Consider the following 16284-nt stretch of genomic DNA (forward strand, 5'->3'; position numbering starts at 1 on the left):
TATGAAAAATACAGCAAAAAATAAATGGTCCATAATTCTTGGCGGAAGTAGCGGACTAGGTTTGGCTACTGCCAAAAAACTAGCGCAGCATAATTTTAATCTCATAATTGTTCATCGCAGCAGGCGAAGCGATTTAGAACAAATAACAGCCGATTTTGAAGCCATAAGACAGAAAGGAATTCTATTAAAGAATTATAATGTAGATGGCACCAATCCCGAGAAAAGAACAGAAGTAATTGAAGATATCAAAACTTGGATAGCTACAGATACTATTGCTGTTTTGGTACACAGTATAGCCAAGGGCAACCTTAAACCGATGCATTCCGAAATTGAAAAAGAATTAGAACATCAAGATTTTACCATTACCCTTGATGCTATGGCGATTAGTTTATATGATTGGACCAAAGATGTCGTGAAAAATAAGTTGTTCGCTACAGATACTCGGATAATTTCTTTTACTAGTGAGGGCAATACTAAGGCTATACCTAATTATGCGGCAGTTTCTGTTGCCAAAGTAGCTCTAGAAGCCATTACCCGTAATATAGCCCTAGAATTTGCTCCTATTGGAATTAAAGCCAATTGTATTCAAGCAGGAATTGTAGATACAGCATCACTTCAGATGATTCCTGGATATGAACGTATAAAAGATAGTGCTTTAAGTCGGAATCCGAACAAAAGATTAACGACTCCTGAAGACATTGCTAATGCTGTTTATCTGTTAACCATGGAAGAAGCTAAGTGGATCACTGGAACGGTTATTAAAGTAGATGGAGGAGAAAGTTTACAATAATATGGAACATCAAATTATACTAGCACAGTTGCCTTACACAGCTCCTTTTTTGTTTGTAGATGGTCTAACGGCTATAGACACCAATGGTGTTTCTGGATTTTATACCTTTAAAAAAGAAGCTGATTTTTACAAGGGTCACTTTAAAAATAACCCTATTACTCCAGGAGTATTATTAACGGAGTGTTGTGCTCAAATAGGACTAGTATGCTTAGGTATTCACCTGATTACTTCAAGTGATACTTTAAGAGATAATGCCTTGCAAATTGCGTTAACAAGTTCAGAAATGGAATACTATTTACCGGTGTATCCCGATGAAAAAGTAAGCGTTACATCTGAAAAAATATACTTTCGGTTTCATAAATTAAAATGTCATGTAAAAATGCATAATGCAGCAGGAAAATTAGTTTGCAAAGGAACGATTGCAGGAATGCTTAAAAATAAATCAAATGAATAACCGTGTGGTCATTACAGGTTTGGGAGTTTGCGCGCCAAACGGCGTTAACCTATCAGATTTCACCCATTCTTTAAAGAATGGAATTAGTGGTATCCGTTTCCAACAAGAATTGGCAGATTTAGAATTTGGGTGCCATATTGCAGGAAAGCCACAAGTAACAGATGCTCACAAACAGGCCTATTTTACACCATTACAATTGCGTGCTTTAAATTCTACGGGCATTGTCTATGGCGTAATCGCTGGTGTAGATGCATGGAAAGATGCTAAATTACCTATTAAAAATACTACTTCTCCGGATTGGGATAACGGAATTATTTTTGGTACCGGAATACTAGGGGTAGATCAATTTAGGGAATCTATTCATTTAATTGATGCCAAAAACACCCGTCGGTTGGGCAGTACCTCTGTTATGCAAACTATGGCTAGTGGCATAAGTGCTTATCTAGGTGGTATATTAGGTTGCGGTAATCAAGTAACCACAAATTCTTCGGCATGTACTACAGGTACCGAAGGTATTCTAATGGCGTATGAACGCATTAAGTTAGGGAAGGCAAACGTCATACTTACAGGTAGTTGTAGTGATAGTGGACCTTATGTTTGGGGTGGATTTGATGCCATGCGAATACTGCCAAGAACCTATAACAATAATCCTACGAATGCCAGTAGACCTATGAGTGCCTCTGCAACTGGTTTTGTAGCAGGGAGTGGGGCGGGAGCATTGGTGTTAGAGTCCTTAGATAGCGCATTAAAAAGAGGCGTTCCAATTTATGCTGAAGTTCTTGGGGGTGCCGTGAATAGTGGCGGACAAAGAGGTGAAGGCACTATGACAGCACCAAATAGTGAAGCGGTACAGCGCTGTATTGTTGATGCCGTTAGAGATGCCCATATTAATTTTGCAGATATTGATGTCATAAATGGGCATTTGACAGCAACAGCTAAAGACGCACTAGAAATAGAGAATTGGAGTAAGGCCTTGGGTCGTAAAGAAAGCAATTTTCCTTATATCAATTCTTTCAAAGGTATTTTTGGTCACTGCTTAGCCGCTGCTGGGAGTATTGAAGCTGTTGCAAGCATACTACAATTTAAGGAAGGTCTTGTGTTTGGAAATAGCAACTGTGAAGATTTGCATCCTGACATTACGCGGCTCATAGCCCCACATAAAATTCCTCAACAAACTATAAAGCATCAACCTAAAATTATGGCAAAAGCAAGCTTTGGCTTTGGAGATGTAAATGCATGTGCTATTTTTAAAGAATATATAAACTAATTATCCCCGTATTTAATTACACCCTATGGAAACAGAAGAACGCTATCAGAAATTAAAAGAAATTATAAAAATCTACCTTCCTGAAGATGTGTCAATTTTGGAAGTTACCAATGAAAGTCATTTCATTAATGAGTTAAATATTAATTCTGCCAACCTCGTAGATATTGTGCTAGATGTTGAAGATGCTTTTGATATTACCCTTGAAAATGAAGATATGGATCAGATGCTTACCGTTAATGATGCCTTACAGATTATTCAGAATAAATTAGATGCTAAATAACTTCTTCTTCTTTCCCTTTAATCAAAAGAGATGCAACTATACCACCAATTAGTGCTAAAGCTATCACTCCTAAAGATAACCACTCTGGAAATTCTACATGATGAGACAAGAGCATTTTTATCCCCACAAAGGCTAGGATAACAACCAAACTATAATTGATGTATCTGAATTTCTGTAACATTCTAGAAATTAAGAAGTACATAGAACGCAAACCTAAAATAGCCAAGATATTAGAGGTAAATACAATAAAAGGATCTGCTGTAATGGCTAATATGGCAGGAATACTATCTAGCGCAAATAAAATATCTGTCAGCTCTATAACAATTAGGGCTACAAATAGGGGAGTAGCTGCATTCAATCCCATCCGCTTAACAAAAAAATCGTGTCCATTAATTTGAGACGTTATTGGATATACTTTTTTAATTTGCCGAAAAACAAAAGAGTTTTTAGGATCAAAGTTTTCATCATCTCCTTTTAACATCTTAAAAGCAGTATACAATAGGAATACTCCAAATACATAAATAATCCATTCAAATCTCGTAATTAAAGCTACCCCAAAAAAGATCATTAAAGCTCTAAACACAATGGCTCCTAGAATACCCCAAAATAATACGCGATGTTGGTAAATTAATGGAATTTTAAAAGAAGTAAAAATCACAGCAATAACAAACACGTTGTCAATACTTAAAGAAAGTTCTATTAAATATCCGGTAATGTACTTTAAAACAGCACCTTTGGGTGTAAGTCCCGTAGGATTTTCTATTAGCCCCGAAGAGAACAACCAATAAATCACTCCGCTAAACGCTAAAGCAACGGTAACCCAAACGGCGGTCCATATGCTAGCCTCTTTTGTTTTTATAATATGGTCTTCTTTATTAAAAACACCCAAATCAAGGGCTAAAAAAATTATAATTAGCACCAGAAACAATCCCCAAATTAACATATGAATGCATTTTAAAAAGTAAAAGTAATCATGATTTGATAATAATAAGTATCAGAATTAAAAAATAATTAATTCAATCGATTTTAATGGTTATTGAGTGTATTTATTAACTCCAATATATAGCAGAAAAATTAGACACCTAACATACAATGTAAGACTCAATTCAAATTTACAAAACACCAAAACTTTGTTTTTTTTTGCAATACAGCAACTCTGCTATGAAAAATAAAAAAAAATATTATTCTTTCTGGGTGATTATCCTGTTCTTTTCTGTAGTATTTTATCAACTTATTGCTCAAGAAAAAAATAGCACCAGCAAAAACTACACTAGCAGAAGAAGAATAAGAAGAAGAAGAAGAAGAAGAAGAAGAGATTGTCGTGTTTCTGTTCGAGTTAAATTGTACAAACATGGTAGAATTTAAACGTAACTAATTTTAACTCACTAGTAGCTACATTGCAAAGTTCTTAAAACGAGTAGCTTAAATTGGTCTGGTCCAAACCAAAATTAAGGTAATGGCAATTGATCCTTTCCTCTAAAAAACAAAGAAAGCCTTAAAACATTTATGTTTTAAGGCTTTCTTTCTAGGAATAACAAATAGGTACTATTTAACCCTACTCATTTTATCTTTTCTTTTTTGAAGTTGACGTTCTAATTCATCTACAGATGATGCTATTGATGCTTCAAAACTTCCATTGCTAGATTCTGCAAATAATACTGGACCAGGAATACTTAATTTAATATTACAAATTAACCCTGTATCTGGAGTAGAGGTATTTTCCTTTTTCAAAAAAACATCTGCACGAATAATATTATCATGTTTATCAAAAAGCTTTGTAAGTTTCTTACCTGCGAAAATTTCCAATCTTTCACTTGCTTTTACGTCGTTATATTCAAAATTGATATTCATATATATACTTTATTTAAATTGATACTAATACTAACTCTTTTCTGATACTTAAAGATACCACATTTTTTCCTTAAAGTAATTGTTAAATATGCATTAATACTATATTAAATCATTTTTAGTTTGAAGTATTTTTCGTACATTAATAGTGGATTTAAACACGAGGACATGAAAGAATCAAAAATTAATGTAGCACAGCCAAAAGATTTTTTGGATAAACGCAATTATTTAATCAAATTAGAGCGGTATTCAAAAGAATTAGATCAATTAGACGTAAAACTCAACAGTTACACTTGCGAGCCAAAAACGGAAGATTTATTTGAACGGAAGAGTTTGTTAAAACAACAGATGCATCGTTTAAAAAAAACAAATCAAGAAATAATTTACTCAGTTAAAGAACGAAAAGATCTCTTAGAAAATCAAGTTGATCGGATCAAAATTCAACTGCAGGAATTTATTACATTGCAATCAGAATTTCATGCTTATTATACAAGGGCACAACAGCATTAAGTTTCTTTTTTGATGTACAAATGCTATTCCGCCACTTGATTAATTTAATTTCTAGATGCTTGATTTTAGGAGGTGTCAATACTAAAAATATTGCAAACATTCCTAAGAATTAAGCGCTGGACAAACCCATTGCGGAAAATAGTTGCATTATCTTAGATTGGACGTTTTCAATAACAACAAGTGGTATATATGCTCTTGTCATAGACTATTATTAGGTAAGGGAAATTCTATAGAAACGATTAATTGAATAACTGATTGTAATTTCTTGAAGGTAAAAGGCGATACCAACAACCCCTACTTATCAATTTTAGAGAATGCCAAATGGGAAAAAACATCCATTTGGTATAGCAGACCTCCTCACAAATCATAATTATATAAGGTTAAAGCGCTTTAAAAGAGGAATCCCGTACAATTAAATTTGTCTTAATCTCAATAGTTTTAGATACCAATTCTTTATTAGGAAGGTTAATTTCTTCTATTAAAGACTTAGCTGCAATTCGACCAATACGTTCTCCTGGTTGGTCTACAGTAGAAAGCTCTGGTTGTATTATCGTTGAATTTATTGAATTACTAAATCCTACCACCGCAACTTCTTCTGGGATTTTTACATTAAATTTATGCAATGCTTTAATAGCGCCAATAGCGGCATTGTCTGTAATTGCAAAAATAGCATCTGGTCTTACTTTCTGACTCAATAAAACATTCGTAAGTCGCTTGCCATTATTTAATGAAATATCTTCCGTACTCTGTACTAATTTTGGATTGAAAGGAATACCATACGTTTTTAAAGCTCTTTTATAGCCTTCAAAGCGTTTTTCAGAATTGAAGGAATTCTCTGTTTCTTTAAGGATGGCAATTCTTTTTTTTCCTAAACCAATTAAATGTTCTACAGCATTGAAAGCCGCTTCTTCCTCATTTATTACAATCTGAGTACAAGGTACTTTTTCTGAGACTTTATCAAACAATACTAAGGGAATTCGCTGTAAGGTTTCCAATACCTGATGGATAGATTTTGTTTTTTTAGCTAAAGATAATAAAATACCATCTGCACCAAATTGCAACATGGTTTGCAACATTTCAGTTTGTTTATTCTCTTCATTGTTAGATTCTGAAATTATCACCCGATATCCATTGAGTTCGGCCTCTTCCAATATCCCTTTGAGTAGGGTAGACGTGTACAAGTGAGAAATATTAGGTACAATCACTCCTATAATATTCGTTCTATGAGTTCTAAAACCTTTAGCAAACAAATTAGGCACATAATTTAATTTTTCAGCCAATTCTTTTACCCTACTAATGGTAAGATCACTGATATCTGGATGATTATTTAAGGCTCTTGACACTGTTGAAACAGAGATACTTAACTTCCTTGCTAGATCTTTTAAGGTAACCGTAGTCTTCTTTTCCATGTCCTCTCTTTTTTATATTTTAAGAGTAATTTATGACTCCCCCAATAAATTTAACACATTGCAATCGTTCCCGCAAACGTTTGCATAAGAAATTTGTAAATTTTGCACTTAAAAATTATAATATCAATATAAATTTAACCTGTATTTAAATAATTAACTCAAAAACTTTTATTAACTAAACGACAAATTATGAAGAATTTAATTTTTGCATTCGTTTGCATTCTTGGATTTTCGAGCGTATCCGCACAAACAGAAATTAAAGGTGTGGTCAATGATGATTCAGGAATACCCGTTGCAGGTGCCAACATTATTATCAAAGGCACAACTGCAGGAACTATTTCCGATTTTGACGGAAATTACAGTTTAAACTCAGGTTTAACTGGAACACAAACTATTCGTGTTACCTACATTGGGTATGGAGTTGTTGAAAAACAAGTAACATTAAATGGAGGAACAGTACAAGTAGACATTGTAATGATAGAAAGTGGAGAACAATTAGATGAAATTTTATTGACAGCGACATCTACTACAAGATCGCAAAAAGAATCTCCTTTATCTGTTACTTCTTTAGGTGCTAAACAATTAGCTAAAGCAAACACAAGCAGTCAAGCTGATATTTTAATCGGTGTTCCTGGAATTACTGCTGAAGGTGGTGGTGGTGAAGTTGCCTCTAACGTTTTTGTGAGAGGACTCCCTTCTGGAGGTCAATATCAGTATACGCCATTACAAATTGATGGTATGCCGGTGTTAAGCACATTCGGACTTAACTCTTCTGCACATGATGTTTATTTTAGAAATGATATCGGTATTAAAAACTTAGAATTTGTACGTGGGGGTTCTTCTATATTATACGGAGTAGGATCTGTCGCTGGTATTATTAACTACAACAGCATCACAGGTGGTGTAAATCAGAAAACAACAATTCGTACAGAAGTGGCTACAAACTCTCGCTACAAGGCAGATTTTGTGACTAGTGGCCCTTTAGGTGGCGAAGATTCTAATACCTTTTACGCGCTTTCTGGTTTCTATCGTTATGATGACGGACCTATTAAAACAGGATTGCCTACAGAAGGGTTTCAATTAAGAGGGAACCTTAAACAGGTGACTAAAAATGGTTCTATTACTTTTTCTGGTCAATTTATAGACGATAAAGTACAGTTCTTTTTACCTTATCCTTTAGAAGGTGGTTCTCGTGACCGTCCTACTGGTAATGATGGAAATACGATTTATACCTTACAAACAGCCGCTGCATCAAACATTTCGTACCGAACACCAGATGGGGTGTATGAATCTCCTATTGAAGATGGAGTTGCTACAAAAGGCGGATTTTTCCTAACGCATTTCAAGCATAATTTTTCTGATAATTTAAAAATGGATGCCAAGTTGCGCTACTCAAAATATGCTCACCAATTTAATTTATTTTTAGATGGTAGTGGTGTTAGCGGTGCTAATGTTGTAGAAACTCAAACAGAATATTTAGCCGCAAGAGGTTTAACCGGTGGAGATTTCACCTATTTAAACGGACAGCCTTTAGCTGCTAATGCTTTATTATTTGAAAACAGAATTTTAGACAGAACCAGACCTTTGTCTGAGACCATGGCAGATATTAAATTAACAAGAACTGCTGGCGATCATACCATCACTGGAGGTACTTTTATTTCTAGATCTTCCGCAGGAGATTTTAATGTCATCACAAATTATCTTGGAGAATATAACAACAGACCAGATTTAGTAGAACTTTCTGGATACTCTATTAATGGGGTTACCAATAGAGGTACTGCGTATACCAACAGAAATATTTCTAGTAATAAAATTGCTTTGTTCTTGGCAGATGAAATTAAATTGGACAGATGGAATTTGGATTTTGGTGTACGTTATGAACGTGCTTCTGGAGATATTGAATCTGAAGGATCAACATCTTATGCTGTAGATAATACTGGAATTGCTAATTTAGACAATGTTACTTGGGGTAATGGCAGCTGGACAAGAGGGCATGTTTCTGCAGATGATTTTGCAGTTGCTTTAGCTGGTTTATATAAAGTAAGCGACGCTTTTAGCGCGTATGGTAACTTCTCTAGAGGTTATTTCTTTCCTGAATTAAGAGGTACAAAATTTGATGGTTTCGGTAATCCTAGTAGTTATGATACTGAAAAAATCATACAAGGTGAAGCAGGTGTTAAATATGGTAAAAATAACTTCTCAGGTACTGGCGCATTCTATGCTATAAATCTTAACGACCGTAGAGTAGTGAACTTTATCAATGCGCCTGGTGGCGGTTTTATTGAAGACGTAGATACACAAGACACAAAGACTTTTGGTTTTGAAGGCACCTACAACTGGAGATTTGTTCAAGATTTTAGTTTAAACGGTTCGCTAACTATACAAAGTCATGAAATCACTAAATCTACTGCAAATCCACAATTTGAAGGGAATAAAATTTCTAGACAGCCAAACTTTATAAATGCTATTGGTATCGATTATGACAATGCGGTTTTAGATGCTGGTTTTAATTACAACTATACCGGTAAAAAATATACAAATGATTCCAATACAATTGAGTTAGATGCTATTAGTATTGCCAACTTAAATCTAGGATATACCTTCAAAACAGACGAAGATGGAGGTAGTGTTAGACTTGGTGCACAAGTATACAACCTATTTAATTCTGAAGGAATTACAGAAGGTTCTCCTCGATTGAATAATACGCAAACAGAAGAAGCATATTTTGTAGGTAGACCAATTTTACCAACACGTGTCTTCTTAAACGCGACATTTACTTTTTAAGTTAAATATTTAGTATAGACCAAACACATTGGTTCCTGAGAGCTTCCAATGTGTTTTAATTTTTTTATTTATGAAAGAACATTTAATCAAACAGGCCATAAGCATATTAGAAGAAAACTTCCAAGAAGGTGGTTTTACGATACCTTGTAAAGGCTTATATCCTTTTCAATGGAAGTGGGATAGTGGTTTTATTGCTATCGGGCAAGCACATTATGATATGGAGAAGGCAAAAACTGAAATTGCGACCTTATTGGATGCGCAATGGCAAAATGGATTTATTCCACATATCATTTTTCATAATGAGAGTGACACCTACTTTCCTGGGGCAAACGTACACCGCTCAGATTTGAGTCCGCTTGCTTCAAAAAAATACAAATCTACAGGAATGACTCAACCTCCAGTTACTGGTTTTGTTCTTGACGAAATGTATCGAATTGCAGAAGATAAAGAAGATATTTTGAACTATATCGCTACTCAAATAGATAACGTATATGACAATCACGCGTATTTCTATACGCATAGAGATGTGAACAATGAAGGACTTGTTTTTATCTATCACAACTGGGAATCAGGCACTGATAATTCTCCTATTTGGGATGATATTTGGAAAACTATGAATCCGCCAGACTACACCTTTGAACGCAGGGATACAACTCATGTAGATGCGTCACAACGACCAACAAAGCGCGAATATGATCATTACTTAAATATTATAGAAATTGCAAAAGAGTATCATTATGACGATGCTAAAATTGCAGAACATTCGCCCTTCCTTGTTTTAGATCCTTTATTTAATGCCATGCTTATAAAGTCTAACGAATCGCTTATTCATTTATACCGATTATTAGGAGATACAGGAAAAGTAGTGCAATTAGAAAAATGGCAAGAAAAGAGTATCAAAGGCTTTAATGAAAAATTATGGGATGATAAACTGAATGCTTACGTACATTATGATTTGAGAAAAGATGCTCCTATCCGTTTTGTTACTTCTTCTTCCTTTTCTGCTTTATATGGAGGAATTCCTAATCAAGAGAGAGCAGACCTTTTAATACAGACTATGATGGGAAAATTTGGCGATGAAGAATTATATTTATGTGCTTCTTTTGATCCACAGAGTGATCGTTTTGATCCCAAAAAATACTGGAGAGGTCCCGTTTGGATAAATATGAATTGGATACTCTACAATGGTTTAAAAAGATATGGTTTTAATGATATTGCACAGCGTGTAAAAGAAGATTCTATAGCATTGATAGAAAAGAATGGCTTTTTTGAGTATTTTAATCCTATTAAAAAAGTTGGAGATACCGAAAAGATCGGTTATGGAGGTAACAACTTTTCATGGAGTGCTGCCTTGCTCATCGATATGCTTAAATAAATAAAAACCAACCAACTATGAACTATCTAGATTATATTATTATAATAGTATATCTCTTAGCTTTTTTAGCTATGGGCTTCTTTTTTAAAGAGAATAAAACTTCCGGAGATTACTTTTTAGGCGGTAAATCTATGGGGTGGTTTCCTTTGAGTTTATCCACAATGGCAACACAATTATCAGCAGTTAGTTTTATTTCTGCTCCCGCTTTTGTAGGTTTAAAACAGGGGGGAGGTATGCAATGGCTTACCTATGAATTTGGGGTGCCATTGGCTATGGCCTTTTTATTAATCGTTCTCTTACCTACCTTATATAAATCTGGTATAGTCAGTGTTTACGAGTACTTAGAAAAACGTTTTGATTCTTCTTCCAGACTCTTAATTAGTGTTGTTTTTCAGATTAGTAGGTCGGTAGCCACTGGAGTTATGGTCTATGCCATGGCGCTGATATTACAGGCGACCATCCAATTAGATTTTGTTGTTTCTGTGCTGTTAATTGGTATTATTACCATGATCTATTCGTTTCAAGGCGGAATGAAAGCGGTCATTTGGGGCGATGTGATTCAGATGACCATTCTCTTTTTCGGAATCATTATTTGTTTGTTTTACGGTTTTAGTGAGTTGGGTGGCGTAGATAATTTCTTAACGAAAGTAGATCCAGACCGTATTCAAGCAGTAGATTTTAGTAAATGGGGTTTTAATAATGCCGATGGGAATGATGAATTTGGTTTTTGGCCTATGGTCTTAGGAGGTTTCTTTTTATATGCCTCTTACTACGGAACAGACCAAACGCAATCCCAACGTTTATTGTCTTCTAAAGATATGCCTTCGTTAAAAAAGTTACTATTAGCCAATGGTTTACTGCGGTTCCCTTTTACCTTAACCTATTGTATTATGGGATTGGTGCTTGGAACACTTTTAGTGCAAGATGTTAGTTATCAAGAAATGATTGATACTGTTTATAATGCAAATATTGGCTCTTTAGAAGGTAAAAGGGCAGATTTAATGGTCCCTGTATTTATTATAAAATACTTGCCTAACGGAGTTATTGGTATTTTAATAGTCGCTATTATGTCTGCAGCAATGTCTAGCTTAAGTTCTACTGTAAATTCACTTTCTGCGGTGACTATGGAAGATATTGTAAAGCGTTTTAAACCCAATATTGAAGACAAAAAATACATCAGCTACTCTAGATACTTATCTATTTTTTGGGGCTTAGTATGTTTATTCTTTGCTTTTTTTGCGGGGAGTATTGAGGGTACCGTAATTGAGGTTATTAATAAAATTAGTTCTGTTTTTTACGGACCTATACTGGCGGTATTTATTTTGGCAATTGCTACTAAAAAAACACATGCTTTAGGGGCTAATATTGGGATCATATCTGGTGTCCTTTTTAATATGTACTTATGGCTGTATGTTCCCCAAATATTCTGGTTCTGGTGGAATGCATTAGGTTGTTTAGTTACAATTATCGTTGCATTAAGCGTTAGTTATATTGTGAAGGCTAAACCAAAAGAAGGGCTAGAAGTGGTCTACGATCCTAGTAGAAAAGAACTCGCTATCTTAGTCGTTTATTTTTGCGTAATTGTATTAATAAGCACCTCCTTACCTGCTATTTTAAGTTAAAATACATTCGATGAAATTTGTAATTGCACCCGATAAATTTAAAGGCTCTCTAACTGGTATTGAATTTTGCGATGCTGTAGAAGAGGGACTCCTAAAAGTATTTCCGCAAGCGGATATTATAAAAATTCCTTTAGCCGATGGCGGCGATGGTACTGTTGATGTTATTAAAAATTACATTCACGGTACCATGGTTACCGTATCCGTAAATAATCCGCATTTTAAACAGGTAGAAGCCTCGTATTTATATTCTGATGAAACCAAAACTGCCTTTATAGAAATGGCAGAAGCTTCTGGCTTAAAATTATTAGATGCTGATGATTTTGATTGTATGAATGCCAGTAGCTATGGTACAGGAGAACTAATTGCAGATTGTGTGAGTAGGGGAGCAGAACACTTAATTTTAGGTATTGGAGGTAGCGCTACTAATGATGCTGGAATAGGCATGTTAACCGCTTTAGGCTTTGAGTTTTTTGATGTCAATAAGCAACTACTGAAACCCATTGGTGCTAATTTGATCTATATTGACCATATTGGTACCGATAAAGTAGCTAAAAATTTAAAGAAATTAAAGGTAAAGGTTGCGTGCGATGTTACTAATCCACTGTACGGAAAAGATGGAGCTGCCTATATTTATGCTGCCCAGAAAGGAGCAAACGAGAAGCAGATAGTAGCGCTAGATCTTGGACTGCAACAGTTTGCCCGTGTGGTTAATTCTATGTATGCTATAGAGGTACAATCCATTCAAGGTGGTGGTGCCGCGGGAGGAATGGGCGTAGGGGTTTCTGTATTTTTAAACGGCACACTTGCATCAGGCATCGAGCTAATAAAAGAATTGGCAGATTTTGATACTCAAATAAAAGATGCTGATTGGATTATTACGGGAGAGGGGAAACTGGACCTTCAATCATTATCAGGAAAAACAATACAAGGGGTATTGACCGCTGCGCATAAAGAAAAAATAAAAGTTGCCGCTTTGTGCGGAGTTGTAGATTTATCTATAGCAGCACAAGAAGCATTGGGCATCACCTATACTACAGCTATCTTAAAAGAAATTACCACTATAGAAGAAGCTATGGCAACGAGTACTGATAATTTGGTTTTTGCGGCTTATAATTTTGCCCGTTGTATTAGTTAAAATAATGTTTTGTTCATAAAATGTGGGTTTATTATTCGGATTTCTATAAATATTGCCGAATTTTGCCCGCATTTTAAATTTGAAGAAGAATGACAGAAAGAGATGAGTTTTTCATGAAAAGAGCTATAGCACTTGCCGAAGAAGGTATGAATGCTAATGCTGGCGGACCTTTTGGAGCCGTAGTGGTAAAAGACGACGAAATTATCGCAGAAGGATATAATAGAGTTACGTCTACCAATGATCCTACAGCACATGCTGAGGTCGTGGCTATTCGTGAAGCCTGTAAAAAACTAAATAATTTTGAACTTACAGATTGTACTATATATACGTCCTGTGAACCATGCCCTATGTGCTTAGGCGCTATTTACTGGACCAGGCCTAAGATGGTTTATTTTGGTTGTAACCGTGAAGATGCTGCTGCCATACAATTTGATGATCAGTTTATTTATGATGAGATTGATAAAGATATTGACGGGCGTCAAATTAAGTTTGTGCAATTAGCACGTAAAGATGCCTTAGAAGTATTTAATGCTTGGGATGCTAAGCAAGATAAAAAAGAATACTAATTTAAATTAGTATTTAGTAAAAAAGCCTCGAAGATAAATCTTCGAGGCTTTTATATATAGGGTATTTTATACTTATTTAGCTTCTTCGTTGATCGCATTGATACCAACGTTCCCTTCCGCAATAACTGTTTCTAAGTCACTAGCACTTTGGTGTACTCTAATGTTTCCATCAAAAAATAATAATTCACTAAAAGTAATAGGAGTACCATTGTCTAACATAGAAACTTCTGTAGTACTTTCTTCACAATTACATTCAATAGGCGCTAAAGTAATCGCTACCGCTCCTGTAGAAGAAACATCATCTAAATAAATAAATGCTGGGTGAATATCATTATTAGAATTGGTTAAGCTTAATAAAATTGTTGTAGTTCCGTCCTCTTTTTCTGTAAATGTAGCGGTTCCAGAAATTGCGGCATTATCGGCAGAATCTAAAGTATATACTTTGGTGCGCAATGCTACTTCTGTAGTTTCAGTATCTTCTGTTGAACAGCTCATAAAAGTAAACGCTGCAGCTAAAAACAATAGTAGGGAGATTTTTTTCAAGTTCATAATTAGTTAAAATTTAGTGTTATTAATCGCACAAATGTATATAAAGGGAATCATATTTTTTTTGCGAATTATGCAATTCTTTTACGATGCGATTATTCAACGTTAACAGGTTTATTTTTAACGTTAAAAAGCTATTTCACCCCATTATTTTTTCCAACTTTAAATAAAGTTATACCTCCTTTTTAGTTCCTGTAAGTTAATTCTTATCGCTAAGAGTATCTTAATATGAGTAACAAACTGTAAATTTGAGGTATAGAACAGTAAAACATCTTTAAAAAACCGTAATACGTTACCCGAATGAACGATTTTATTCAAGAAAATTTAAAGGCTATTTACCACATTCTAGCTACTATCGGAATAGTAGCTCTACTACTTGTTTTAACCAATTACTTTCATAAATGGTTGAAGAATAAATTACAGGCTAAATTTCCCAATCAAGAAGCTAGCACGCTAGATTTATTGCGTCGTATTCTTAAAACCTTATGGGTTGTTTTAGGGTTAATTTCCTTGATATTTGTGTTTATCAATGAACAATATTACCAACGGGTACAGAAAGATTTTTGGCTTATTTTCTATTTAGGCTTAGTGCTTATTCTTACCATTATTGGGGTCTCTGTAGTACAGATGCTTTTTTCCCATGTCATTGCAAAACGTGTAGAAGAAAAGAGCGATCCTACCAGTTATAAATTTTTACGAAATCTGGCCGTATTTGGGGTCTATTTCTTAGGTGTTCTTTTTGCGGTCATGGCCTTCCCTTCCTTACGTGGCTTGGCACAAACAGCTTTGGGTGGGGCAGGGGTTATTGCCGTTATTGCTGGGGTAGCCTCTCAAGAAGCCTTAGCTAATTTAGTGGGCGGTGTGTTTATTATCACCTTTAAGCCTTTTAAAATATTTGATATTGTACGTATTTCTGATGACATGGTGGGTACGGTGATAGATATTACTTTACGCCATACGGTAATCCGAAATTTTGAAAATAAGATGATTGTGGTTCCAAACTCCATCATCAATAAGGAGAAGCTTATCAATTATGATTTAGGCGATCGTAAATGCTGCCAATGGATAGAGATTGGTATTTCTTATGATAGTAATATTGATACCGCTAAAGAGATTATGCGCGAGCAGTGTACCCAACATCCCAGTATTATTGATAATAGAAATCCTTTAGATATAAAAAACGGAGATCCTAAAGTATTGGTGCGCGTCATCGGTCTTAATGAGTCTGAAGTTACGCTTAGAGCATGGACCTGGGCAAAAGATTATCCATCATCATTTGTCATGAAATGCGATTTATTGGAAAGCATTAAGAAAGAATTTGACGCAAAAGGTATCGAAATTCCGTTTCCACACCGTACTATGGTTTTTAAAGAAAGTCAGTTAGCGGAATTAAAAGAACAATTAAAGCCGAAAGATTCTTAGTGAAAATTGCGATAATGAACTTCAAAATATGCTAAAACTTATTGTCATCACCTATATTAAAGATACTAGTGTAGGACCTCATTTTGCATACCTTAAAACATTTCTAATTCGTTTAGCATCTATATCTTCTAGAAACTACTACTTTTCCCATAAAACATTCTACTAAAGCAAGTTAGGCTCATAACTAGATGCGATAAGAAATATCTTACAAAAAAAAATCATTTGACCCTTAGCTGCAATAAAATACAGAATCGCTAGTTTAAATAGGTAACACAA

At 34.8% G+C, this 16284-nt stretch carries 16 protein-coding genes; 12 read left to right on the top strand and 4 right to left on the bottom strand.

Annotated features, from left to right (window positions below; all coding sequences use genetic code 11):
- Position 1 precedes the first annotated feature (1 nt).
- The 4 genes from CELAL_RS19120 to CELAL_RS19135 are packed head-to-tail and all read left to right on the top strand — an operon-like array spanning position 2 to position 2791.
- Positions 2 to 790: an SDR family oxidoreductase gene (locus tag CELAL_RS19120; RefSeq protein ID WP_013552539.1), complete on the top strand. Its 789-nt coding sequence runs from the start codon at positions 2 to 4 to the stop codon at positions 788 to 790.
- Positions 768 to 1244, top strand: a complete 477-nt coding sequence (locus tag CELAL_RS19125) for a 3-hydroxyacyl-ACP dehydratase FabZ family protein (protein WP_013552540.1) — start codon at positions 768 to 770, stop codon at positions 1242 to 1244. The genes CELAL_RS19120 and CELAL_RS19125 overlap by 23 nt, the downstream gene beginning before the upstream one ends.
- Positions 1237 to 2511 carry a beta-ketoacyl-[acyl-carrier-protein] synthase family protein gene (locus tag CELAL_RS19130; RefSeq protein WP_013552541.1) on the top strand — a complete coding sequence of 425 codons (1275 nt, stop codon included), beginning with the start codon at positions 1237 to 1239 and terminating at the stop codon, positions 2509 to 2511. Before CELAL_RS19125 ends, CELAL_RS19130 begins: the two co-directional genes overlap by 8 nt.
- Before the next feature lie 25 nt (positions 2512 to 2536).
- Positions 2537 to 2791, top strand: a complete 255-nt coding sequence (locus tag CELAL_RS19135) for an acyl carrier protein (RefSeq protein WP_013552542.1) — start codon at positions 2537 to 2539, stop codon at positions 2789 to 2791.
- On the opposite strand, the gene CELAL_RS19140 is transcribed toward CELAL_RS19135, so the two are convergent.
- On the bottom strand, positions 2784 to 3734 hold the full coding sequence (locus tag CELAL_RS19140; protein ID WP_013552543.1) for a TerC family protein: 951 nt from the start codon (positions 3732 to 3734) through the stop codon (positions 2784 to 2786). The genes CELAL_RS19135 and CELAL_RS19140 overlap by 8 nt on opposite strands.
- Before the next feature lie 218 nt (positions 3735 to 3952).
- Between CELAL_RS19140 and CELAL_RS22230 the strand changes: the two genes are divergently transcribed.
- On the top strand, positions 3953 to 4156 hold the full coding sequence (locus CELAL_RS22230; protein ID WP_148229713.1) for a hypothetical protein: 204 nt from the start codon (positions 3953 to 3955) through the stop codon (positions 4154 to 4156).
- Between the two features lie 180 nt (positions 4157 to 4336).
- On the opposite strand, the gene hpf is transcribed toward CELAL_RS22230, so the two are convergent.
- Positions 4337 to 4642, bottom strand: coding sequence for a ribosome hibernation-promoting factor, HPF/YfiA family (hpf, locus tag CELAL_RS19150; RefSeq protein ID WP_013552544.1), 306 nt, complete (start codon positions 4640 to 4642; stop codon positions 4337 to 4339).
- 165 nt (positions 4643 to 4807) lie between these two features.
- Between hpf and CELAL_RS19155 the strand changes: the two genes are divergently transcribed.
- The gene (locus tag CELAL_RS19155; RefSeq protein ID WP_041557820.1) at positions 4808 to 5149 is read left to right on the top strand and encodes a hypothetical protein; all 342 of its coding nucleotides are present in this window, start codon (positions 4808 to 4810) and stop codon (positions 5147 to 5149) included.
- 380 nt (positions 5150 to 5529) lie between these two features.
- Here CELAL_RS19155 and CELAL_RS19160 read toward each other — a convergent pair whose 3' ends face one another.
- Positions 5530 to 6558 carry a LacI family DNA-binding transcriptional regulator gene (locus tag CELAL_RS19160; RefSeq protein ID WP_013552546.1) on the bottom strand — a complete coding sequence of 343 codons (1029 nt, stop codon included), beginning with the start codon at positions 6556 to 6558 and terminating at the stop codon, positions 5530 to 5532.
- A 189-nt stretch (positions 6559 to 6747) separates the two neighbouring features.
- Here CELAL_RS19160 and CELAL_RS19165 point away from each other — a divergent pair, with 189 nt between their 5' ends.
- From CELAL_RS19165 to CELAL_RS19185, 5 genes are all read left to right on the top strand, one after another.
- The gene (locus CELAL_RS19165; protein ID WP_013552547.1) at positions 6748 to 9342 is read left to right on the top strand and encodes a TonB-dependent receptor; all 2595 of its coding nucleotides are present in this window, start codon (positions 6748 to 6750) and stop codon (positions 9340 to 9342) included.
- Between the two features lie 70 nt (positions 9343 to 9412).
- Positions 9413 to 10717, top strand: a complete 1305-nt coding sequence (locus tag CELAL_RS19170; protein WP_013552548.1) for an MGH1-like glycoside hydrolase domain-containing protein — start codon at positions 9413 to 9415, stop codon at positions 10715 to 10717.
- Positions 10718 to 10734: 17 nt separating this feature from the next.
- Positions 10735 to 12339, top strand: coding sequence for a sodium:solute symporter (locus tag CELAL_RS19175; RefSeq protein WP_013552549.1), 1605 nt, complete (start codon positions 10735 to 10737; stop codon positions 12337 to 12339).
- 10 nt (positions 12340 to 12349) lie between these two features.
- Complete coding sequence (locus tag CELAL_RS19180) at positions 12350 to 13474, top strand: glycerate kinase (protein ID WP_013552550.1); 1125 nt, start codon at positions 12350 to 12352, stop codon at positions 13472 to 13474.
- 89 nt (positions 13475 to 13563) lie between these two features.
- Positions 13564 to 14040, top strand: coding sequence for a nucleoside deaminase (locus tag CELAL_RS19185; protein ID WP_013552551.1), 477 nt, complete (start codon positions 13564 to 13566; stop codon positions 14038 to 14040).
- Between the two features lie 72 nt (positions 14041 to 14112).
- Here the strand turns inward: CELAL_RS19185 and CELAL_RS19190 are convergent, their stop codons facing one another.
- A complete protein-coding gene (locus CELAL_RS19190; RefSeq protein WP_013552552.1) occupies positions 14113 to 14589 on the bottom strand; it encodes a hypothetical protein in 477 nt (158 codons plus the stop codon).
- 297 nt (positions 14590 to 14886) lie between these two features.
- Here CELAL_RS19190 and CELAL_RS19195 point away from each other — a divergent pair, with 297 nt between their 5' ends.
- The gene (locus tag CELAL_RS19195) at positions 14887 to 16008 is read left to right on the top strand and encodes a mechanosensitive ion channel family protein (protein WP_013552553.1); all 1122 of its coding nucleotides are present in this window, start codon (positions 14887 to 14889) and stop codon (positions 16006 to 16008) included.
- Positions 16009 to 16284: the final 276 nt, after the last annotated feature.

The sequence above is a fragment of the Cellulophaga algicola DSM 14237 genome, from assembly GCF_000186265.1.
Lineage (GTDB): Bacteria > Bacteroidota > Bacteroidia > Flavobacteriales > Flavobacteriaceae > Cellulophaga > Cellulophaga algicola.

Coding starts and splice junctions, on each gene's coding strand:
- CELAL_RS19175 (WP_013552549.1), top strand. CDS start 10,735: ATGAACTATCTAGATTATATTATTATAATAGTATATCTCTTAGCTTTT.
- CELAL_RS19130 (WP_013552541.1), top strand. CDS start 1,237: ATGAATAACCGTGTGGTCATTACAGGTTTGGGAGTTTGCGCGCCAAAC.
- CELAL_RS19180 (WP_013552550.1), top strand. CDS start 12,350: ATGAAATTTGTAATTGCACCCGATAAATTTAAAGGCTCTCTAACTGGT.
- CELAL_RS19155 (WP_041557820.1), top strand. CDS start 4,808: ATGAAAGAATCAAAAATTAATGTAGCACAGCCAAAAGATTTTTTGGAT.
- CELAL_RS19140 (WP_013552543.1), bottom strand. CDS start 3,734: ATGTTAATTTGGGGATTGTTTCTGGTGCTAATTATAATTTTTTTAGCC.
- CELAL_RS22230 (WP_148229713.1), top strand. CDS start 3,953: ATGAAAAATAAAAAAAAATATTATTCTTTCTGGGTGATTATCCTGTTC.
- CELAL_RS19160 (WP_013552546.1), bottom strand. CDS start 6,558: ATGGAAAAGAAGACTACGGTTACCTTAAAAGATCTAGCAAGGAAGTTA.
- CELAL_RS19185 (WP_013552551.1), top strand. CDS start 13,564: ATGACAGAAAGAGATGAGTTTTTCATGAAAAGAGCTATAGCACTTGCC.
- CELAL_RS19125 (WP_013552540.1), top strand. CDS start 768: ATGGAGGAGAAAGTTTACAATAATATGGAACATCAAATTATACTAGCA.
- CELAL_RS19170 (WP_013552548.1), top strand. CDS start 9,413: ATGAAAGAACATTTAATCAAACAGGCCATAAGCATATTAGAAGAAAAC.
- CELAL_RS19120 (WP_013552539.1), top strand. CDS start 2: ATGAAAAATACAGCAAAAAATAAATGGTCCATAATTCTTGGCGGAAGT.
- hpf (WP_013552544.1), bottom strand. CDS start 4,642: ATGAATATCAATTTTGAATATAACGACGTAAAAGCAAGTGAAAGATTG.
- CELAL_RS19195 (WP_013552553.1), top strand. CDS start 14,887: ATGAACGATTTTATTCAAGAAAATTTAAAGGCTATTTACCACATTCTA.
- CELAL_RS19190 (WP_013552552.1), bottom strand. CDS start 14,589: ATGAACTTGAAAAAAATCTCCCTACTATTGTTTTTAGCTGCAGCGTTT.
- CELAL_RS19135 (WP_013552542.1), top strand. CDS start 2,537: ATGGAAACAGAAGAACGCTATCAGAAATTAAAAGAAATTATAAAAATC.
- CELAL_RS19165 (WP_013552547.1), top strand. CDS start 6,748: ATGAAGAATTTAATTTTTGCATTCGTTTGCATTCTTGGATTTTCGAGC.